We start from the raw sequence: 19,362 nt of genomic DNA, 5'->3' as shown, positions 1-19,362 counted from the left end.
CGAGTTCCACATTCAGCAAATCGGTGGGTCGCCCGGTTCGTTTCAGAGTGCGACCCAGGGCTCGATCGCCAGGTGGACCCGTCGCATCGGGATGGTGTCGCCCTCCACCCGGCCCAGCGCCACCCGGAGGTGGTCGAAACCGCCCTCGAACTTCCGGCAGGTGAGCACCAGGCCGACGACGAAGGCCCTGGTCCGGCTGTTGCGCGGGACGTCGCCGGAGATCCCGGCCGGCAGCAGGTCGAGCACGGTCTCCCGGCTGTGGTGGTCGCGCATCGACGGCACCGCCTCCAGCGCCTCGACCAGCTCGTCGAGCGGGTCCGGGCGGTCGGCGGGCCGGTGCGGCGGCACCACCCCGTTCACCGCCCGGGTCGGCTCTGCCGGGGCGCGCTCCGGCGGGGAGGGCTGCGCGGGGGAGGGCTGCGCGGGGGAGGGCTCTGTCGCTTCGGACAACCGGAGCGGGCGGGGTGTGGCGGCGGGCGAGCGGATCCACGCGTGCTCGGTCAGTTCCTTCACCGTGACCGCGACCCTGCGGTACCGCTCGGGTTCGGTCGCCGGGTCGTGGTGGATCGCGTTGCGGTAGAACAGGTCCGACACCATGATCGTCACCGGCTCGCCCGAGACCCGATGCGCCGCGCGGAGTTCGGCCGACTCGAGCAACCGGCACGCCACGGTGATCGCGGTGGAGATCTGCCCGTCCGGGACCACCCGCACCGGCCCCTCGTGCAGGGCTATCCGCAGCCGCATGCGCGCCTCGGTCGCCGAGACGTCGTTGTGCCGCCGGACGGCCGCGGTGATGCGGGAGGGCAGCAGGTCCATCAGGTGCCCGCCGGACACCGTGGCCGGGATGAGGACGAGCATCCCGTCACCGGTGTTCTCGAACACGCAGGACGCCCACTCGACCGAGATGTCGGCGAACGCCTGGCGCACCGCGGCGAACAGGCCGCTGTGCATGATGCGGCGGTGCCCGTCGGTGCGGGCCGGATCACCCCACCGCTCGATGTCGATCGCGAGGATCGTGTGGTGCAGCGGGGGGCTGTCGACTGACAAGGGCGATCACCCCGATCCGGTGGGTGTTCCAGGGCAACGGCGAGCGCAACAGCCACGGTAACCACCCCGGCCCTGTCGGTGCAGAACCCGAAAGGGCGAAGCCGGCCCGCGTCGGGCGTCGGCCGGAGCGCCCGGAGCCCGCAATCCCCGCGATGGCGCCGAACCGCCCGCCGGAGCCCGCAGACCTGCGGGTACGCCGAGCCGGGCAAGTGGTAGGGGCGTCCCGCCCGGATCAGTCGCCGCCGGCGGGCACGGGTGTGGATCCGCCCCGCTCCGCGTACCGCCCAGGACCTCCACCGTGGATGCGCGTGCCCTCCACACCGGGTGGTGTGGAGGGCACGGGGGTTTCGGGCTGCCGCGGGGTTACAGGTCGAGGCCGGTGAGGACCAGGACGTGTTCCTCGGTCAGGTCGGTCATCGCGGCGTGCACGCCCTCGCGGCCGGTGCCGGACTCCTTCACGCCGCCGTAGGGCATCTGGTCGGCGCGGAAGCTCGGGACGTCGCCGACGATCACACCGCCGACCGCCAGGCGCTTGGACGCCTTGAACGCCAGCCGCACGTCGGTGGTGAACAGGCCCGCCTGAAGGCCGAACCGGGAGTCGTTGACCTTGTCGAACGCCTCCTCGACCGACGCCACCCTGGTCAGCACGACCACCGGGCCGAAGACCTCCTCGTCGACCACCTTGCAGTCGGCCGGCACGTCGGCCAGCACGGTCGGCGCGTAGACCGCCCCGTCCCGGGTGCCGCCGGTGAGCAGGGTCGCGCCCGCCGCCACGGCCTCGTCCACCCAGCTCTCCACCCGCTGCGCGGCGGCCTCGTTGATCAGCGGGCCGACGTCGGTCGACGGGTCCTGCGGCGCGCCGGTGCCGAGCTTGCGCACGTGCGCCACGACCGCCTCGGCCACCGCGTCGTACACGTCGGCGTGCAGGTACACCCGCTGCACCGAGATGCACGACTGCCCGCCCTGGTACATCGCGAAGGTGGCGATCCGCTGCGCCGCCCAGTCCAGGTCCGCCCAGTCCGGGCAGACGACGGCGGCGGCGTTGCCGCCCAGTTCCAGCACGACGTGCTTGCGCGGCACCCGGTCGAGGATCCCATAGCCGACCGGGCCGGACCCGGTGAACGACACGACCGGCAGGCGCGGGTCGGCGACCAGCTCGCCGGCGACCTCGTTGGGCACCGGGATCACCGACCAGGAGCCCGCCGGCAGGTCGGTCTCGGCCAGGATCGAGCCCAGCAGCAGCGCCACCAGCGGGGTGGCCGGGGCGGGCTTGAGGACGATCGGCGCGCCCACCGCGATGGCCGGCGCGACCTTGTGCGCCACCAGGTTGAGCGGGAAGTTGAACGGCGCGATGCCCAGCACCACGCCACGCGGCGACCGGCGGACCAGCGCCAGCCGGCCGGTCGCGGCCGGGTCGGTGTCCAGCCGCTGGAGCTCGCCGGAGAACCGGCGGGCCTCCTCGGCGGCCCAGCGGAACGTCGAGACCGCCCGTGCCACCTCCATCCGGGACCACTTGAGCGGCTTGCCGGACTCCGCGGTGATCAGCGCCGCGACCTCCTCGGCGCGCTCGGCCAGCCGGCGGGACACGTGGTCCAGCGCGGCGGAGCGGGCGTGCGCGGGCAGCGAGGCGAACTCCTCGGCCACGTCGGCCGCGGCGGCCACGGCCCGTTCGACGTCCTGCGCCGTCGCGTTCGACGTCGTCCCGGCGAGCGCGCCGTCGTACGGGCTGCGCACCTCCACGACGTCCGCGCTCGACGTGGCCTGCCCGGCGACCCAGTACGGGGTGTTCATCGTCCGACTCCTTCGACAATTGCCTGTTCCAGCACCGCCACGCCCTCGTCCAGCACCCCGTCGGGGATCACCAGCGGCGGCAGGAGGCGGATGACGTTCCCGTGGGTCCCGCAGGTGAGGACGACCACGCCGGCCGCGTGGCACGCGCCGGCCACCCGCGCGGCGACCTCGGGGGTCCGGTCGGCGAACTCGACCGCGAGCATCGCGCCGCGCCCGCGCACGTCGCCGTGCCGGCCGACGGCGGCGCGCAGCCGGGGGAGGACGGTGGCCTCGATCCGCCGGGCGGCGGCGTTGAGGTCGAGTTCGGCCATGGTGTCGATCGCGCCGAGCGCGGCGGCGCAGGCGATCGGGTTGCCCCCGTACGTGCCGCCCAGCCCGCCGCTGTGCACGGCGTCCATCACCTCGGCGCGCCCGGTCACCGCGGCCAGCGGCAGCCCGCCGGCGATGCCCTTGGCGGTGGTGACCAGGTCGGGCACCACGTCCTGGTGCTCGGCGGCGAACCACGCGCCGGTGCGGCAGAACCCGGTCTGGATCTCGTCGGCGACCAGCAGCGCGCCGCGCTCCCGGCACCAGTCCGCCAGCGCGGCCAGGAACCCCGGCGCGGGCTCGATGAACCCGCCCTCGCCCTGGATGGGCTCGATCAGCACGCAGGCGGGGACCCCGACCTGCTTCTCGATCACGTCGATCGCCCGCGCGGCGGCTTCGGGGCCGGTGAGCCCGTCGCGGTACGGGTAGGACATCGGCGCGCGGTACACCTCGGGGGCGAACGGCCCGAAACCCTGCTTGTACGGCATGTTCTTGGCGGTCAACGCCATCGTGAGGTTCGTGCGCCCGTGGTAGGCGTGGTCGAACACGACGACCGACGTGCGCCCGGTGGCGTGGCGGGCGATCTTCACCGCGTTCTCCACGGCTTCCGCGCCGGAGTTGAACAGCACCGAGCGCTTCTCGTGCGTGCCGGGCGTCAGCGCGTTGAGCCGCTCGCACACCTCCACGTACCCCTCGTAGGGCGTGACCATGAAGCACGTGTGGCTGAACCGGTCGATCTGCTCGTGCACGGCCGCCGCCACGCGCGGCGCGGGATTGCCGACGCCGGTGACCGCGATGCCCGACGCGAGGTCGATCAGCCGGTTGCCGTCCACGTCGACCAGCAGCCCGTCCTCGGCGCGCTCGACGTAGACCGGGAGGGTCGAGCCGACGCCGGCCGCGACGGCGCCCTTGCGGCGGGCGGCGAGGTCCAACGACCGGGGGCCGGGGATCTGGGTGCGCAGTCGGGTCACGGGTCCAGCATCCGTCCCCGGAGCCGAACCGGCCAGTGGAGGAAATGGCGAACGTGGGCTCGAACGCTGTACAAAGTGTCCATGCCGCTCACGCTGGAGAGCCTGGCCCGCGAGGTGGGCCTGCCGGTGCACGTCGCCACGGGCCTGGACCGGCCGGTCGCCTGGGTGCACAGCACCGAGCTGGCCGACCCCACGCCGTTCCTCGAAGGCGGCGAGCTGCTGCTGACCACCGGCATCGCGCTCGGCCCGCACCGCGCCTACGTGCGCCGGCTGGTCGACGCGGGCGCGGTCGGCCTGGGCTTCGGCACCGGGCTGAGCCACGCGACCGTGCCCGCCGACCTGGTCGCCGCCGCCCGCGCGGCCGGGCTGCCGCTGGTCGAGGTGCCCCGCCGGGTCCCGTTCATCGCGATCACCAAGGCCGTGTCCCGGGCCGTCGCGGCGGACGAGTACGCCAACCTGACCCGCACCAGCGACGCCCAGCGGGCGCTCACCCGGGCCGCGCTGACCTCGACCGAGGCCGTGGTGCGCCGGCTCGCCGTGCTGATCGGCGGCGCGGTGGCGCTGCTCGACGCGTCCGGCGAGACCGCGCACGTCAGCGGCGAGCTGCCCGATCTGCGCGAGGAGGCCCGCCGGCTGGGTGCCGGCCCGGCGGGCTCGGCGTGGCAGGCGGGGGAGCGGCACCTGGCGATGCAGGTCCTCGGCCGGCGCGGCTACCTCGCCGTGGCCACCGCCGGTCCACTGGACGCCGCCGACCGGCACATCGTCAACACCGCCGCCTCGCTGCTCACCCTCGCGCTCGCGCAGTCCGACGCGGTGGACGGGGTGCGCCGCGACCTGCGCACCGCCCAGTTCCGCCTGCTGCTCGCCGGGCTGCCGGTCGCCGACGCGCCGGCCGGGCCGTTCCGGGTCTTCGTGCTGCCGAAGGAGGTTTCGGGGGCGCGACCGGTCGAACCGCCGGGGTTCCGGGCCGAGTACGAGGGGCACGTGGTGGTGCTGGCGCAGGAGGTCGACGGGCCCGCGCACGCCTCGGGCGAGGTCGACGCGGGCAGCGTCGCGCGCGGCTACCGGGAAGCCCTGCGGGCCGCCGAGGAGAAGGTCGCGACCTTCGCCGACGTGCCCGGATCCGGTTTGCTGGCAACCGATGCAGCCCAGCACGCGGCCACCCTGCTGGCCCCGCTGGACGCGCCGCTGCGGGAGTCGCTGCGGGTGTGGCTGGGCTGCCACGGCCAGTGGGACCCGGCAGCGGCGAAGCTGGGCGTGCACCGGCACACCATGCGCAACCGGGTGCGCCGCGCGGAGGAGCTGCTGGGCCGTTCGCTGGACTCCCCGGGCGTGCGGGCGGAACTCTGGTTCGCCCTGCACGCCGGGCAGTAGTCTGACCCCGGCGCCGCCGCGACCAGCCTGGATACCAGGGGGATCCTTATGGCGCGTTTTCGTGTCCTCGCGCACGTGGCCGCAGCGGCGACAGTGGCCGCGGGCCTGCTGACCGCCGTGTTCACCGGTACCGCGAGCGCGTGCAGCTGCTACCCGGGTGACAACGAGTCCTGGCGTTACGCGCGGGCGAACCACGTGTTCGTCGGCGTCGTCACCGCCAAGCACCGCGAAGTCCGCGATCCGAGCGGGGCGGACGACCGGTTCATCTACACGGTCATCGTCAACAAGGAGTACAAGGGCGACGTCCCACGCCGCGTCTACGTCGCCACCCACGTGCAGGGGACGGCGTGCGGCATCGACCTGCAGATCGGCTCCAAGTACCTGGTGTTCGGCAAGGGCGACAGCAGCGACCGGCGGGTGGAGTCCGGGCTGTGCGACGGGACCCGCCTGGCCAGTGGTGGCCCGCCGGTCACCACCGGGTTGCCGACGTCCACCACGGTGACGCCGACCTGTTCGACTTCCACCGCCCCATCGACCTGAGGGGGATCCATTGGCACGCTTACGCTTCCTGGCGCACGCCGCAGCGGCGGCGACCATGGCGGCAGGGCTCCTCACCGTGGTGTTCACCGGCACGGCCAGCGCGTGCAGCTGCATACCGGGTGAAGGCGAGCCGCAGCGCTACGCACGGGCCGGCTACGTGTTCGCCGGTGTCGTGCTCAGCGAGAAGCTGGAGACCAACAAGCCGGACACGCCGTACGACGACCAGTACCGCTACACGGTCAAGGTGGCCAAGGAGTACAAGGGTGACGTGCCACGTCGGGTGGACGTCGTCACCGCCACCAACGGCGCGATGTGCGGCACAAGGCTGACCGTGAACACGAAGTACCTCCTGTTCACGCACGGGGACGTGGCCAGTGGGACGGTGAGCACCCACATGTGCAGCGGCACCCGTCTGGCCTCCGGCGGCCCGCCGAACACCGTGCCGTCGCCCACATCCACGACGACACCGCCCACCACGCCCTGCGCGACCGCGGCACCGTGAGACCGGGTGGCCACCGGTCCGCACGGGCCGGTGGTCACACCTCGTCGCGCTGGTACTCCTCGTCCGGGTCGGCTTCCGGGTCTTGGGCTTCCCTGGTGCTGTCGACCTCGCCCAACGCCTCCAGCTTGGCCTCCGGGTCGTCGATGAACTCGTCCAAGGTCGGCTCGTGTCCGGTCATGTCGGCGGTTTACCCGTTGTTGCGCGAACCCGAACACGGTGATCGGGCCCGAACCGGTGAAACGCGGCGGTTTGTGACGGGAGTGCTACGGGTAGATGGACTCGAAACAGCAAACGGGGTAGCCCGCTCCGGAGCGTGACGGTAGTTTTCGGCGCACGGATGGCTCGGTCAGAGCAGCGGAGGTCGGCCGGATGTGGGACGGGGACCTGACCGGTGAAGTGGTGCACGGGCGGTACGCGTTAGGCAACCTCTACGGGTCCGGCGGCATGGCGGAGGTCTACCGGGCGTTCGACACCAAGCTGGACCGCAAGGTCGCCATCAAGCTGTTCCAGGGCACCGCGACGCCCGAGGACCAGATCCGGCTGGACCGGGAGGCCCAGATGCTGGCCGGGCTGCGCTGCCCCGGCGTGGTGACGGTGTACGACACCGGCTCGTTCCGGGGCAGGCCGTTCTACGTCATGCAGCCCGTCGAGGGCGGCACGCTGCGCCGCCGGATGCGCGAGCCGCTCGCGCCCGAGGTGGTCGCCCGGGTCGGCGCGCAGATCGCCGAGATCCTGGCCCACGTGCACCGGCACGGCGTCGTGCACCGCGATGTGAAACCTTCCAACATCCTGCTCGAACCCGGCGAGCGCCGTGCCTACCTGGCCGATTTCGGGCTCGCGCTACAGGCCCAGGTGACCCGGGTGACCCGCTCCGGGATGCTGGTCGGCACGGCCGGCTACCTCGCGCCCGAGCAGGTGCGCGGGGCCGAGGTGGGGCCCGCCGCCGACGTCTACGCGCTCGGCCTGGTGCTGCTGGAGTGCCTGACCGGCCGGCCCGAGTACCCCGGTGGCGACACCGAGGCCGCGCTGGCCCGGCTGCACCGCGAGCCGAGGGTGCCCGAGCACCTGCCCGAGCCGTGGGGCGAGGTGCTGGCGGCGATGACGCACGGACTGCCGTCCAAGCGCCCGGACGCCGCCGCGTGCGCCCGCCTGCTCACCTCCGCCGAGCTGGCCAGCGTCGGCGCGTCGCCGCTGACCGAGGTGCAGGCCGCGGTCCGGCCGGAGCCCGCCGAACCCCTCGAACCGCCCGCCCGGTCGGCCCGGCGGCGGGCCGTGCTGCTGTTCGGCGGGGTCGCCGCGCTGGTCGTCGCGGTCGCCCACGTGGTGCTGTTCGGCCTGAGCGGGCCGCCGGCGGCGGACACGCGGCAACAACCGGCGACCACGACGCACACGGTGGTGGTGACGCAGTCGCCGTCCACGGTGACCGTCGTGGAGCAGGAGCAGCAGCCGGAGACCGCGGTCGTGGACGCGACCGAGGCGGTGCAGCGCCGGACCGACCCAGCCCCGGCCAAACCGGTCGAGGAGGTCGAGTCGACGACGGCGGTGCCCACCACGACCGACGTCGAGCCCCCTGCGGACGTCCACCCGACGAAACCCGACAACAAGCCGAAGAAGCCCACGGTCGTGCCGCCCGCCGCGATCGTGCCGCCCGCGCCCGGCCGGGGCTGACCCCTCAGCGCAGGGCGGGCAGCAGTTCGTCCCGCGCGAAGTCCAGGAACCCCTCCTGGTGCCCGCCGCCGACCTGCACCAGTGCCAGGTCGGTGAACCCGGCCTCGGCGAACGCCCGCGCCGCCTCGACCACCGGACCGGCGTCCGGCCCGCACGGGATGTTCTCCGCGACGTCCTCCGGGCGGACGAACTGCGTCGCGGCGGCGAACCCGGCCGGGCCGGGCAGCTCGGCGTTGACCTTCCAGCCGCCCGCGAACCAGCGGAACTGCTCGTGCGCGCGGGCGACCGCCCGCTCCCGGTCCGGGTCCCAGCAGATCGGCAGCTGGCCGATCTTGCGCGACTCGCCGCCCTGGAACACGTCCCACTCGCGGGACAGCTCCGAATCCGGCTCGACCGCCACCATCGCGTCGGCCAGCGGCGCGAACGTCCGCACCGACTGGCCGCCGGACACCGCCACGGCGATCGGCACCCGCTGCTCGGGCAGGTCCCACAGCTTCGCCGAGTCCACCCGGAAGTGCTGCCCGGAGTGGTTGACGTACCCGCCGTCGAACAGCTGCGAGATGATCTCCACGGCCTCCCGCAGCATCTCGTGCCGCACGTTCACCGGCGGCCACCCCTGCCCGGCGACGTGCTCGTTGAGGTTCTCGCCCGCGCCCAGCCCGAGGGTGAACCGGCCGTCGCTGAGCAGCTGCACGGTCGCCGCCTTCTGCGCGACGACCGCCGGGTGGTACCGGAACGTCGGGCAGGTCACGTAGGTCATCAACCCGACCCGCTCGGTGGCCTGGGTGACCGCGCCGAGCACGCTCCACGCGTAGGGCGAGTGCCCCTGCTCGGCCAGCCAGGGCGAGTAGTGGTCGCTGATCACCTCGAAGTCGAACCCGGCCCGCTCGGCGAGCCCGGCGTGGCGCACCAGGTCGCGGGGGCCGGCCTGCTCGGTCATCAGGGTGTAGCCGATCCGCACGGGGTCCTCCTCAGGCCAGGGGCAGGTCGTGCAGGTCCGCCCGCACGAGGTCGAGCTCGTCGTACACGGTGGACGCGCCGCTCTCGCGCAGCTCGGCCTCGCCGAACCCGCCGGTGCGCACCGCGACCACCGGCCGCCCGGCCCGCCGCGCCGCCTCGCAGTCCCAGACAGAATCGCCGACGACCACCGCCCGCGCATCCGGGGCGACCCGGTCCAGCGCCACCTCGATGAGGTCGGGCGCGGGCTTGGTCGTGTCGACGTCGTCGGACGAGGTGGCCTCGACGCCGTCGACCTCCAGCAGCTTCACGTAGTGCTCCACGTGCCGGCGCTTGCCGGAACTGGCCAGCACCACGGCGAACCCCGCTTCGACGGCGGCGGTCACCAGCCGGTGCGCGCCCTCCAGCGGCCGCACCTCGTCCAGCATCGGGTCGAACTCGTCCTCCCACGCCTGCCGGAGTTCGTCGCCGTGGGCGTCCTCCACGTGCTGCCCGGCCACGGCGGCGACCAGCCGGTCACCGCCCATGCCCACGGCGCGGTGGATCCGCCACACCGGCACCGTCACGTCGAACCGCCGGAACGCCCGGTACCAGGCCAGGGCGTGGTGGTAGTTGGAGTCGACCAGGGTTCCGTCCACATCGAGCACGAGCGCGTTGGTCACCCGCAGTGGTTAGCCCGAGCGGCGCAACCGCAAACGCCGGCTCAGTCCACGAACCCGGTGATCAGCCGGACCCACTCGGCCGGGGCCTCCAGCGCGGGCGCGTGGCCGCTGTCCAGCTCGGCCCAGCGCGCGCCGGGGATCGCGTCGGCCAGCGCCCGCGTGCAGGCCGGCGTGATCAGCCGGTCGTGCTTGGTGGCGATCACCAGGGTGGGCACCCGCACGTCGGGCAGCTCCGGCGTCAGGTCGATCCGCTGCACCAGCTCGACCTGCTCGTCCACGCCGACCGGGGTGGTCATGGCGACGATCTCCAGGAAGCCCTCGACCTGCTCCGCGGTCATCGACCGGTGGAACGGCTCACCGAGGACCACCGACATGACGAACCGGGCCAGCGCCGCCCTGTCACCGGCCGCCAGCAGCCGCCGCCACTGCTCGGTGCGCGCGCGGGTGGCGTCGTCGATCCGGGCGAAACCGGCGGTCAGCACCAGGCCGGTGACGCGTTCGGGGTACCGCAGCGCGGCGCGCACCGCGACCGCGCAGCCCATCGAGTAGCCGACGACCGCGAACCGCTCCTCGCCCGCCGCCGCGACCAGCCGGTCCGCCAGGTCGTCGAGCTCCAGCGGCCCGTCCGCCCGAGGGGTGGCACCGGACCCCGGGAAGTCGACCGAGTACACCGGGCGGGTCCGGGACAGCATCGGGATCACCGAGGCGAAGTTCGCCCGCACGGTGCCGCCGGCGCCGTGCGCGAACAAGAGGGCTGTGGTCACCTGCTCGATTCTGCCGGGCCGCGACCGGTGCCGGGCCCCGCCACGGCACGTCCGACGTGATGCCGAAGCACTGCCCGACACCGACGGCCCGCCACCGTCGACACCCTGCCGGTCGCGGTCGCCCGCGCCCCCGGCGATCGGACGATGTCAGGGCGGGCGCGTCGGCGGGCGGAAACTCCCGCGGGCGTTCGGTCCGAGCCCCTGTTGCGGGACATGATGTCCGGCGTCTTCGGTGGCGAGCCCGGACGGCGGTACTGGGTGTCGGCGCGCGGCTCGTGGCACGGTCGGGCGGCGGCGCGTCGCAGTGATCGGCGGTTCGTGCGGCTGGTCGAGGACGAGTACGCGCGGGCCGTCGGTGCCGGACCCCCGTCGGTGCCGGACCCGTCCAGCCCGTGCCGGCGCGGCCTGTGCCGGTCCGCCGGTGCCCGTCGGGCCGGTGTCGGCGCGTGGTGGTCGGATCACCGCGGTGGCGGTTGCGTGTGCGGTCGGGGGGTGTGGCGCTCGCCGTCGTGCGGCGTCGGGTTCGGCGTTGAACCGGTCGCACTGCCCGCGAGTGCACGGCCGGAGCGGACCAACGCCACCACCGCGGCCGGTGGGTCAGTGCTGCGCGTCGAGGTAGACGCGGATCGCGGTGCCGTCTTCGCGGGTGTGCACCCGCACCAGGTCGCACAGCAGGTTGACCAGCATCACGCCGTACCCGCCGTGCGCCGACGGGCCGGGGTGGCGGCGGCCGACCATCGGGTTCGCCAGGCGGCCCGTGTCGCGGACCTCGCACACCGCGGCCGAGCCCTCCCGCCACAGCAGCACCACGCCGCTGCCGCCCGCGTGCACGACGCTGTTGGTCGCGAGTTCGTTCACCGCCAGCACCAGGTCCTCGATCCGCTCCTCGGACAGGTTCGCGTCGCGCGCGAACGCCGCCACCGCGCGCCGGGTGCCGACCAGGCCGTCCACGTCGAACCGGCGCCGCAGCGCGTCCGGCGGGGGCGGCGGCAGCGGGCGGTTGAACTCCTCCACGGTCAGGAACGGGTCGCGGTAGCCGGTGCTGACCCGCCGCCGGGTGCCCTCGACCACCACCGGGTGGGTGGTCTCGGCGTCGCGCAGCACCGACGGGGCGAGCCCGGCCACGTCGTACGAGCACAGCATCCACGCCGCCCGGTCCTCGAACGCGGTGTTGACCAGCGCCTCGTGCTGCACGCAGGCGGGGTACTCCAGCTCCGTCCGCCCGGCCCAGACCGGTTCGCCGACCACCCGCACCCGACCGCCGCGCCCGTTGTCGGCGAACGAGGCCAGCACGCCGGGGATGATCCGGCCCGGGTGATGTCGAGGAACTCCACCCGGTCGGCGTCGCGGCCCAGCGCGCCGCGCAGCAGGTCGACCTTCGGCTGGGGCACGGCGACCAGCACCGGCTCGCCGGCGGACAGGGCGTCGAGCACGAACGGCGCGGTGCTCGCGACGTACTCGTCCGCGTCGCGGTAGAGCAGTGCCTCGTGCACGAAATCGACCACTGGGGGAGCCTCCGAACGGTTGCCTGAGGGGAGGTCTACCCGTTCAGTATCGCCCGCGAACCCCCTCGTCGGACGCCCGGCGCAGGCACACACGTTTGACGGGGTCCAACCCGCGCTCGGCCTCCTCCGCGACGAGCGCCTCCAGCGCGGGCGTGAGCACGGCGATCTCGCGGAAACCGAGCCGCTCGTAGTAGGGGGCGTTCCACGGGATGTCGCGGAAGGTGGTGAGCGTGACCCCGGCCAGCCCGCGCCCCGCCGCCCACTCCTGCACGTGGTCCAGCAGCCGCGCGCCGATGCCGCGCCGGGCGTGGTCGGGGTGCACGCTGACCTGCTCGACGTGCGCGTGCACGTCGACCTCCTCGGCCGCGATCCAGGCCACCGGACCGGGGTCGGCGGCCACCCAGACGTGCAGCCGGGCCAGCACGTCCAGCGGCAGGTGGTCGTCGTCGGCGATCTCGGGCATCCCGAAGTCGCGGAAGGGCGCGCCGGAGGCGTCCTCGATGGCCTGAAGGAGCGGGAACTCGTCGGGCCGGGCGGGTCGGATGTCCACGCCGGGATGATCGGCCGGCGGGTCGGTGCGGCTCAACCCGTTTGCCTCCTGGCGGTGTCGCGGATCACCCCGGGGCGCGTTGAACCGGTGCGTCGTCCGGCTCGGCCGTGCGCCGCGTGGTGGGTCAGCCCGGTCGCGTCGGGCCGGTGCGCCGCCGGCGGGCGCGGTGACGTCCGGCTCGTCGCGTGGTCCGGTGGGTCACTCGGGGCGCGTCGAGCCGGAGCGCTGGTCCGGGATGGCGCGGCCGGCCGCGGCCGCCGTCACGTCCGGGAAGTGCGGGAACAGCCGGTCGAGGTCCATCTTGCCGAACACCCGGCGCACGTGCGGCGGCACGGCGGCCAGCCGCAGCCAGCCTCCGGCGCGCTGCGCCCGCGCGCGCGTGCGGACCAGCGCGCTCATCGCCTGCGCGCCGCAGAACTCGACCCCGGACATGTCCAGCACGATCCGGTCCCGCCCCTCGGTGACCAGGCGGTCCAGTTTGTCCAGCACCCGGCGGGCTCCCGCCAGGTCCAGCTCCCCGGTCGCGACGACCACCGCGCACCCCGTCCGGTGGGCTTCGACCGACAACGCCAGCATTCCCTGGTCCTCTCACGCCACCCGGCAGATCTCGTCGTCGCCCGCCCCGATCAGGGTGAGCAGCAGGCCTTCCCGCGTCGACCACGGGCAGATGGCCACCTCGTCGTGCCCCGCGGCGGTCATCAGCGCCTCGGCCACCACCGCGCCCGCCGCGCTCTGCCCCGCCCGGTGGCGGGAGATGCCCGGCAGGCGCGCCCGTTGCCGGTCCGGCATGGCGGCCAGCCGCCGCGCCCAGCGCCGCAGGTCCTCGACGCGCAGCGTCCGGCGGACGTCCGGGCCGTCGCGCTGCGGGCGCGCGCCGGAGAGCCGGGCCAGCTGCTGGAACACCTTCGAGCAGCCGACCGCGAAGTGCCCCCGCAGGTCGCCCAGCGCGTCCATCGACTCCAGCAGCGAGGCCCGCAGCACCTCCGGGTCGACCTGGCAGCGGGACAGCGTGCGCGCGCCGTAGGGCAGCGACGCCGCCAGGACGGGCTCACCCGTGCTCCCGGCGGCCACCTCGACCGTGCCGCCGCCGATGTCGAGCACGACCATCGGGCCGACGTCCGCGCCGAACCAGCGGCGTGCCGCCAGATAGGCCAGCCGGGCCTCCTCCACACCGGACAGCGACCGCAGCGCGACCCCGGTCCGGCGTTCCACCTCGGCGAACACCTCGGCGGCGTTGGGCGCGTCGCGCAGCACCGACGTGGCCCACGGCAGCAGTTCGCGCACGCCCGCGCGCTCCGCGACGTGTCGTGCCTCACGCACCGCCGCGACCACCTGGTCCACTCCCGACCTGCGGACTCCGGCGTTCCCGTCCAGACTGAGGTCGAGTCGCAGCCGGGTCTTGTGGGACAGCACAGGGTGCAACGCCGGGTCGTCGACCACGACGAGGTGCGCGCTGAAGCAGCCGACGTCGAGCACGCCGACCTGACCTGGTCCTCCGGACATCCGTTCCCGCCACCGCCCACTCTTCGAACTACCGGGCTACCCACGGTGTCATCGGGTGAAACCACGCTTAGTTTGCGTAGCCCTACGTACTACTACCCGGATTGTTCGGGGTCGCGCGTCGCCCGAAGGTGGAAATCACATGGCCGTCAGTCGTCACCGACCCCTGCATGGCGGCCGAGTGGAACGGAGCACACCCCATGCGACATGATCGCTCGACCCCGCGACGGGTCGTGACCGCGTGCCTGGCGACGTCGGCGCTGATGGCCGGCGTGGGTTACGGGTACGGGTACGCCGCCGAGGGTGCCATCCGCGGCGCGGACGCACCCGGCGCGGTCAAGGACGCCTACATCGTCGTGTTCAAGGACAGCGCGGTCGGTGCGCCGCAGGCCCCGGCCAAGGCGGGTGACCTGGCCGCGAAGTACGGCGGCAAGGTCAAGCTCACCTACACCGCCGCGCTGCGCGGCTTCTCGGTGTCGATGAGCGAGGCCCAGGCCCGCAAGCTCGCCGCCGACCCGGCCGTGGACTACGTGGAGCAGGACGGCATCGCCAAGGCGACCGGGGTGCAGGACAACCCGACCTGGGGCCTGGACCGGGTCGACCAGAAGAACCTGCCGCTGGACAAGAAGTACAACTACGCCAACACCGCGTCGAACGTCACCGCGTACGTCGTGGACACCGGTGTCCACAAGGCGCACAGCGACTTCGGCGGCCGCGCGGTCGACGGGTACGACTTCATCGACAACGACTCGGTGGCGCAGGACTGCAACGGCCACGGCACGCACGTCGCCGGCACCATCGGCAGCACCACCTACGGCGTGGCCAAGGGTGTGAAGCTGGTCGGCGTGCGGGTGCTCAACTGCCAGGGCCAGGGCGAGTGGTCGCAGGTCATCGGCGGTATCGACTGGGTCGCCAAGAACGCCGTCAAGCCCGCCGTGGCCAACCTGAGCCTCGGCGGCGGGGCGGACTCCTCGGTGGACAACGCGGTCAAGCGGGCCGTCGCGGCCGGTGTCACCTTCGCGGTGGCCGCCGGCAACGACAACAAGGACGCGTGCTCCACCTCGCCGGCGCGGACCCCCGAGGCGATCACGGTGAACGCCACGGACAGCTCCGACACCCGGTCGACGTTCTCCAACTACGGGTCGTGCACGGACATCTTCGCGCCCGGCACGGGCATCACCTCGACGTGGAACAACGGCAGCACCAATTCCATCAGCGGCACGTCCATGGCGACGCCGCACGTGGCGGGCGCGGCCGCGCTGTACCTGTCGGGCAACACCTCGGCCACGCCGGCCCAGGTGTCCAAGGCCCTGACCGACAACGCGACCAGCGGTGTGGTCAAGAACGCAGGTTCGGGTTCGCCGAACAAGCTGTTGTACACGGGATTCATCGGTGACAGTGGCCCCTGCTCCGGTGGTTCGAACGCGGACGACGTGGCGATCCCGGACGCGGGTTCGGCGGTGTCGAGCAGCGTGACCGTGACCGGTTGTGAGGGTGTGGGTTCGGCGTCTACATCGGTCAAGGTGGACATCAACCACTCCTACACCGGTGACCTGGCGATCGACCTGGTCGGTCCCAGCGGCAACGCGATCGTGCTCCGCAAGGCCGGCGGTGTGGGCTCCGCGAGCGGGATCCACGAGACCTTCACGGTGAACACGGGGCCGGAGAACAAGAACGGCACGTGGAAGCTGCGCGTGACGGACGTGTACTCCTACGACACCGGGAACGTCGACGGTTGGTCGCTCTCGTTCTGATCCGAATCTCCGTTCTTCACCGGTAGTCCCCCTCGATCGGGCGATCCGCGGCTGCCGCGCGGCGGATCGCACCCACCCTGTGTTCGTGGAGGAACAGCTCATGGGAACACCACTGAGGGCCGTGGCGGTCGTCGTCGCCCTGGCCACCCTCGGCCTGACGCCGCCGGCGTCCGCCCAGGCGCAAGCCGACTTCGTGAAAGCGCGCGAGCCGTTCGCGGGCAGCTTCCTGGTCTCGCTGAAGGACGTGCCGCGAGGCCAGGCGACCGGCCAGGCCCAGAACCAGGCCCAGATTCAGGCGCAGATCCAGCAGACCTCGGAGCAGCTCGTCGGCCGGTACGGCGGCAAGCTGAAGTCGGTGTTCTCCGTCGCCATGCAGGGGTTCCTGGTGCGCGACCTGTCCGACGGGCAGGCGCGCCGGCTGGCCGCCGACCCGGCGGTCAAGCGGGTCTTCCAGGACGGCACCGCCAAGGTCGCCGACACCCAGGCCAACGCCACCTACGGCATCGACCGGGTGGACCAGCGGAACCTGCCGCTGGACACCAAGTACACCTACAACACCACCGCGTCGAACGTCACGACGTACGTCCTCGACACGGGTGTCCGCAAGACGCACAGCGAGTTCGAGGGCCGTGCGCAGTACGGCTACGACTTCGTCGACGAGGACGCTGAAGCGCAGGACTGCAACGGCCACGGCACGCACGTGTCCGGCACCATCGGCGGTAAAACCTGGGGCGTGGCCAAGAAGACCAAGCTGGTCGCGGTGCGCATCCTCGGCTGCGGCGGCAGTGCCCCGGACTCCGACGGCGTCGAGGGCATCGAGTGGATCGCCAAGAACGCCGTGAAGCCCGCCGTGGTCAACGGCAGCTTCACCTTCGACACCCCAGGCATCGGTGACGACGCCATCACGCGCCTCACCGCGGCGGGCGTGACGTTCGTGGTGGCGGCGGGCAACAGCTCGGCCGACGCCTGCAACACCGGCCCGGCGCGCAACACCAGCGTGGTCTCGGTCGGCGCGACGGACAACGCCGACAACCGGGCGTCGTTCTCGAACTACGGGTCGTGCGTCGACATCTTCGCGCCCGGCAACAACATCACGTCGGCGAGCCACTCCAACGACACCGGCAGCACCAACATGAGCGGCACGTCCATGGCCTCCCCTCACGTGGCCGGCGGCGCGGCGCTCTACTTGGCGGGCAACCCCTCGTCCACGCCCGCCCAGGTGCTCAAGGCGTTGACGGACAACGCGACCAGCGGCGTGGTGAAGAACCCGGGTTCGGGTTCGCCGAACAAGCTGCTCTACACGGCGGCCTTCGGCGGCGACGTGCCCAACCCGCCGTGCTCGGGTGGTTCGAACGCGGACGACGTGGCGATCCCGGACGCGGGTTCGGCGGTGTCGAGCAGCGTGACCGTGACCGGTTGTGATGGTGTGGGTTCGGCGTCTACATCGGTCAAGGTGGACATCAACCACTCCTACACCGGTGACCTGGCGATCGACCTGGTCGGTCCCAGTGGCAACGCGATCGTGCTCCGCAAGGCCGGCGGTGTGGGCTCCGCGAGCGGGATCCACGAGACCTTCACGGTGAACACCGCGTCGGAGAACAAGAACGGCACGTGGAAGCTGCGCGTGACCGACGTGTACTCCTACGACACCGGGAACATCGACAGCTGGAGCATCACCTTCTAGATCTCCTGGAGACCAACTGACAGGTGCGGGTGAGGCGGGGTGGCGTCCGGGTTGTGGGCGCCGCCCCGCTGTCGTCGGCGAGACGGGCAGATACGCCCACGGTCGGGCGTCACTACGCCGTGCGACGCAGGGCCACCCGGTCTCCGGTGACAGGCGCGGCAGCGCGAATTCCGCCGCGCCGGCGATGATTTTGCGAGTGTCCCGGCCATAGCGTCCGAGCACGCAGGAACTGGTTGTTCCGCGAGCACCGAATGGACGTGACGATGAACAAGCTCTCCACCGTGATCTCGGCCGCGACAGCGGTCTTCTCGGTCGTGGCCACGCCGGCCGTCGCCGACCAGGCCCCGGCGGACCGGTTCGGGCGGCAGGTTGTTGCCTGGCACGGCTGTGCCACGGGGCCGGACGACGAGGTCGGCGCGGGACTCGACGGCGTCGGCGCGCGGTGCGGTGAGGTCGTCGTGCCGCTCGACCACCGCCGGCCGAGTGGCCCGACCATCACCTTGGCCGTCGCGCGCCGGCCCGCCGGCGACACCGCGCGGCGGCGTGGCGCGCTGGTCGTGAACACCGGCGGGCCCGGTGCGTCGCGGGACGGTGTTTCCCTTGTCGCGCAAAACTACCCGCAGATCGCCGAGCGCTACGACCTGGTGGGCGTCGACCCCCGGTTCTTCGGGCGCAGCACCCCGCTGGAGTGCGGCTGGCCCACCGGGCAGTACCTGCGCAGCGCCCAACTGGCGAGTCCCGACCGGGCGTCGTTCGACCGCGGCGCGCGGGTGGCCGAGGACCTCGCCGCCCGCTGCGCCGGCCACCGCGACCTGCTGCCGCACGCGTCCACCCGCAACATCGCGCGGGACCAGGACGTCGTGCGCGCCGTGCTCGGCGAGCGGCAGGTCTCCTACCTGGGGTGGTCCTACGGGAGCTACCTCGGCGCGGTCTACCTCCAGCTGTTCCCCGGCCGCGCGGACCGGGTCGTGCTCGACAGCGCCCTGTCCCCGGACGCCTACGGCCCGGCGGTGACCCGCGAGACGGGCCCGGCCGACGCGGCGGCCCTGCGGGACTGGGCGGTGTGGGTCGCCGCGCGTGACGCCGAGTACGGCCTCGGCGCCACGACCGCGCGCGTGCTGGCGGCGGTGGAGCGGATCAGGCAGGCGGCCACCCGCCGGCCGTTGCGGGTCGGCGACCACCGGATCGACGCGGCCACCCTGCCGGGGCTGCTGCTCACGGTCGACGACAGCGACGGGTCCTACGGCACGTTCAGCGCGCGGGTCCGGGTGCTGCTCGACGCCGCCGGGGGAACGCCGGTCACGCCCACCCCGGACCTGGCCGCGATCCTCGCCCTCTACGACGACCCGGAGGTGAGCGCCGAGTTCGGCTTCAGCGCCGGCGAGGCGAACAAGTGCGCCGACCGCGCCGCGTCCCGCGACCCGGAGACGTACTACCGCGACATCCAGGCGCACCGGGCGTCGGAACCGCTCTACGGCGCGCTGGCCCGCGACATCACGCCCTGCGCGTTCTGGCCGACCGAGCCCGTCGAACCGCCCACCGCGATCGACAACGCCTGGCCGGCCCTGATCATCGGGGCGAGCGGCGACCCCGTCACCCCGTACGCCGGCCAGCAGGTGATGCACCGGGCGTTGAAGGGCTCCCGGATGGTCACGCTGGAGGGCGCGTTCCGGCACGGCGTGTTCCACTTCGCCCGCAGCGGGTGCGTGGACCGCGCGGTCGAGCGCTACCTGCTCGACGGCGCGCTGCCCGACGCGGACACCACCTGCGCCTCCTGACGGCTCCGG

18 protein-coding genes and 2 pseudogenes are annotated in these 19,362 nt (G+C 73.1%); 8 read left to right on the top strand and 12 right to left on the bottom strand.

What is annotated here, in order from left to right; genetic code table 11:
* Positions 1 to 42: 42 nt before the first annotated feature.
* From BN6_RS29665 to gabT, 3 genes are all read right to left on the bottom strand, one after another.
* Positions 43 to 1,047 (bottom strand): effector-associated domain 2-containing protein, encoded by a 1,005-nt coding sequence (locus BN6_RS29665; protein ID WP_015103527.1) that lies wholly within the window; start codon positions 1,045 to 1,047, stop codon positions 43 to 45.
* 363 nt (positions 1,048 to 1,410) lie between these two features.
* On the bottom strand, positions 1,411 to 2,838 hold the full coding sequence (locus tag BN6_RS29660; RefSeq protein WP_015103526.1) for an aldehyde dehydrogenase family protein: 1,428 nt from the start codon (positions 2,836 to 2,838) through the stop codon (positions 1,411 to 1,413).
* Positions 2,835 to 4,115: a 4-aminobutyrate--2-oxoglutarate transaminase gene (gene gabT / locus BN6_RS29655; RefSeq protein ID WP_015103525.1), complete on the bottom strand. Its 1,281-nt coding sequence runs from the start codon at positions 4,113 to 4,115 to the stop codon at positions 2,835 to 2,837. The genes BN6_RS29660 and gabT overlap by 4 nt, the downstream gene beginning before the upstream one ends.
* Before the next feature lie 81 nt (positions 4,116 to 4,196).
* Between gabT and BN6_RS29650 the strand changes: the two genes are divergently transcribed.
* The 3 genes from BN6_RS29650 to BN6_RS29640 all read left to right on the top strand — a co-directional run bounded on the left by BN6_RS29650 (position 4,197) and on the right by BN6_RS29640 (position 6,531).
* The gene (locus tag BN6_RS29650; RefSeq protein WP_015103524.1) at positions 4,197 to 5,489 is read left to right on the top strand and encodes a PucR family transcriptional regulator; all 1,293 of its coding nucleotides are present in this window, start codon (positions 4,197 to 4,199) and stop codon (positions 5,487 to 5,489) included.
* Between the two features lie 75 nt (positions 5,490 to 5,564).
* The gene (locus BN6_RS29645; protein ID WP_231904781.1) at positions 5,565 to 6,029 is read left to right on the top strand and encodes a hypothetical protein; all 465 of its coding nucleotides are present in this window, start codon (positions 5,565 to 5,567) and stop codon (positions 6,027 to 6,029) included.
* 10 nt (positions 6,030 to 6,039) lie between these two features.
* Positions 6,040 to 6,531 (top strand): hypothetical protein, encoded by a 492-nt coding sequence (locus BN6_RS29640; RefSeq protein WP_148303080.1) that lies wholly within the window; start codon positions 6,040 to 6,042, stop codon positions 6,529 to 6,531.
* Between the two features lie 34 nt (positions 6,532 to 6,565).
* On the opposite strand, the gene BN6_RS47050 is transcribed toward BN6_RS29640, so the two are convergent.
* Positions 6,566 to 6,709 carry a hypothetical protein gene (locus BN6_RS47050; protein WP_015103521.1) on the bottom strand — a complete coding sequence of 48 codons (144 nt, stop codon included), beginning with the start codon at positions 6,707 to 6,709 and terminating at the stop codon, positions 6,566 to 6,568.
* Positions 6,710 to 6,900: 191 nt separating this feature from the next.
* Between BN6_RS47050 and BN6_RS29635 the strand changes: the two genes are divergently transcribed.
* Positions 6,901 to 8,199, top strand: coding sequence for a serine/threonine-protein kinase (locus BN6_RS29635; RefSeq protein ID WP_015103520.1), 1,299 nt, complete (start codon positions 6,901 to 6,903; stop codon positions 8,197 to 8,199).
* A 4-nt stretch (positions 8,200 to 8,203) separates the two neighbouring features.
* Here BN6_RS29635 and BN6_RS29630 read toward each other — a convergent pair whose 3' ends face one another.
* From BN6_RS29630 to BN6_RS29620, 3 genes are read right to left on the bottom strand one after another with little or no spacing between them, the layout of a single operon-like run.
* Positions 8,204 to 9,160 carry an LLM class F420-dependent oxidoreductase gene (locus BN6_RS29630; protein ID WP_015103519.1) on the bottom strand — a complete coding sequence of 319 codons (957 nt, stop codon included), beginning with the start codon at positions 9,158 to 9,160 and terminating at the stop codon, positions 8,204 to 8,206.
* Positions 9,161 to 9,170: 10 nt separating this feature from the next.
* Positions 9,171 to 9,818: an HAD family hydrolase gene (locus BN6_RS29625; protein WP_015103518.1), complete on the bottom strand. Its 648-nt coding sequence runs from the start codon at positions 9,816 to 9,818 to the stop codon at positions 9,171 to 9,173.
* A gap of 41 nt (positions 9,819 to 9,859) precedes the next feature.
* Positions 9,860 to 10,582, bottom strand: a complete 723-nt coding sequence (locus tag BN6_RS29620; protein ID WP_231904780.1) for an alpha/beta fold hydrolase — start codon at positions 10,580 to 10,582, stop codon at positions 9,860 to 9,862.
* Between the two features lie 144 nt (positions 10,583 to 10,726).
* Here BN6_RS29620 and BN6_RS50305 point away from each other — a divergent pair.
* Positions 10,727 to 10,951, top strand: a pseudogene (locus BN6_RS50305) (DUF6082 family protein); the annotation flags it as partial.
* Between the two features lie 228 nt (positions 10,952 to 11,179).
* Here the strand turns inward: BN6_RS50305 and BN6_RS29615 are convergent.
* From BN6_RS29615 to BN6_RS29600, 5 genes and pseudogenes are all read right to left on the bottom strand, one after another.
* The gene (locus BN6_RS29615) at positions 11,180 to 11,875 is read right to left on the bottom strand and encodes an anti-sigma factor RsbA family regulatory protein (RefSeq protein ID WP_015103516.1); all 696 of its coding nucleotides are present in this window, start codon (positions 11,873 to 11,875) and stop codon (positions 11,180 to 11,182) included.
* Between the two features lie 92 nt (positions 11,876 to 11,967).
* A pseudogene (locus tag BN6_RS50080) lies at positions 11,968 to 12,015 on the bottom strand (hypothetical protein); the annotation flags it as partial.
* A gap of 115 nt (positions 12,016 to 12,130) precedes the next feature.
* The gene (locus BN6_RS29610; RefSeq protein WP_041314497.1) at positions 12,131 to 12,637 is read right to left on the bottom strand and encodes a GNAT family N-acetyltransferase; all 507 of its coding nucleotides are present in this window, start codon (positions 12,635 to 12,637) and stop codon (positions 12,131 to 12,133) included.
* A 198-nt stretch (positions 12,638 to 12,835) separates the two neighbouring features.
* Positions 12,836 to 13,213, bottom strand: a complete 378-nt coding sequence (locus BN6_RS29605) for an STAS domain-containing protein (protein WP_015103514.1) — start codon at positions 13,211 to 13,213, stop codon at positions 12,836 to 12,838.
* A 12-nt stretch (positions 13,214 to 13,225) separates the two neighbouring features.
* Complete coding sequence (locus BN6_RS29600; RefSeq protein WP_015103513.1) at positions 13,226 to 14,140, bottom strand: Ppx/GppA phosphatase family protein; 915 nt, start codon at positions 14,138 to 14,140, stop codon at positions 13,226 to 13,228.
* Between the two features lie 197 nt (positions 14,141 to 14,337).
* Between BN6_RS29600 and BN6_RS29595 the strand changes: the two genes are divergently transcribed.
* The 3 genes from BN6_RS29595 (at position 14,338) to BN6_RS29585 (ending at position 19,353) form a co-directional block, all read left to right on the top strand.
* Positions 14,338 to 15,891 (top strand): S8 family peptidase, encoded by a 1,554-nt coding sequence (locus BN6_RS29595; protein WP_015103512.1) that lies wholly within the window; start codon positions 14,338 to 14,340, stop codon positions 15,889 to 15,891.
* A 100-nt stretch (positions 15,892 to 15,991) separates the two neighbouring features.
* Positions 15,992 to 17,575 carry a S8 family serine peptidase gene (locus tag BN6_RS29590; protein WP_015103511.1) on the top strand — a complete coding sequence of 528 codons (1,584 nt, stop codon included), beginning with the start codon at positions 15,992 to 15,994 and terminating at the stop codon, positions 17,573 to 17,575.
* Between the two features lie 263 nt (positions 17,576 to 17,838).
* The gene (locus tag BN6_RS29585) at positions 17,839 to 19,353 is read left to right on the top strand and encodes an alpha/beta hydrolase (RefSeq protein WP_041318568.1); all 1,515 of its coding nucleotides are present in this window, start codon (positions 17,839 to 17,841) and stop codon (positions 19,351 to 19,353) included.
* Positions 19,354 to 19,362 lie beyond the last annotated feature (9 nt).

This window comes from Saccharothrix espanaensis DSM 44229 (assembly GCF_000328705.1).
Lineage (GTDB): Bacteria > Actinomycetota > Actinomycetes > Mycobacteriales > Pseudonocardiaceae > Actinosynnema > Actinosynnema espanaense.
The sequence above is the reverse complement of the archived record's forward strand: the minus strand, read 5'-3'. Positions and strand labels throughout refer to the sequence as shown.

Excerpts from the sequence above, each read along its gene's own strand:
- BN6_RS47050 (WP_015103521.1), bottom strand. The coding sequence starts at position 6,709 with ATGACCGGACACGAGCCGACCTTGGACGAGTTCATCGACGACCCGGAG.
- BN6_RS29590 (WP_015103511.1), top strand. The coding sequence starts at position 15,992 with ATGGGAACACCACTGAGGGCCGTGGCGGTCGTCGTCGCCCTGGCCACC.
- BN6_RS29595 (WP_015103512.1), top strand. The coding sequence starts at position 14,338 with ATGCGACATGATCGCTCGACCCCGCGACGGGTCGTGACCGCGTGCCTG.
- BN6_RS29585 (WP_041318568.1), top strand. The coding sequence starts at position 17,839 with ATGAACAAGCTCTCCACCGTGATCTCGGCCGCGACAGCGGTCTTCTCG.
- BN6_RS29605 (WP_015103514.1), bottom strand. The coding sequence starts at position 13,213 with ATGCTGGCGTTGTCGGTCGAAGCCCACCGGACGGGGTGCGCGGTGGTC.
- BN6_RS29600 (WP_015103513.1), bottom strand. The coding sequence starts at position 14,140 with ATGTCCGGAGGACCAGGTCAGGTCGGCGTGCTCGACGTCGGCTGCTTC.
- BN6_RS29660 (WP_015103526.1), bottom strand. The coding sequence starts at position 2,838 with ATGAACACCCCGTACTGGGTCGCCGGGCAGGCCACGTCGAGCGCGGAC.
- BN6_RS29635 (WP_015103520.1), top strand. The coding sequence starts at position 6,901 with ATGTGGGACGGGGACCTGACCGGTGAAGTGGTGCACGGGCGGTACGCG.
- BN6_RS29650 (WP_015103524.1), top strand. The coding sequence starts at position 4,197 with ATGCCGCTCACGCTGGAGAGCCTGGCCCGCGAGGTGGGCCTGCCGGTG.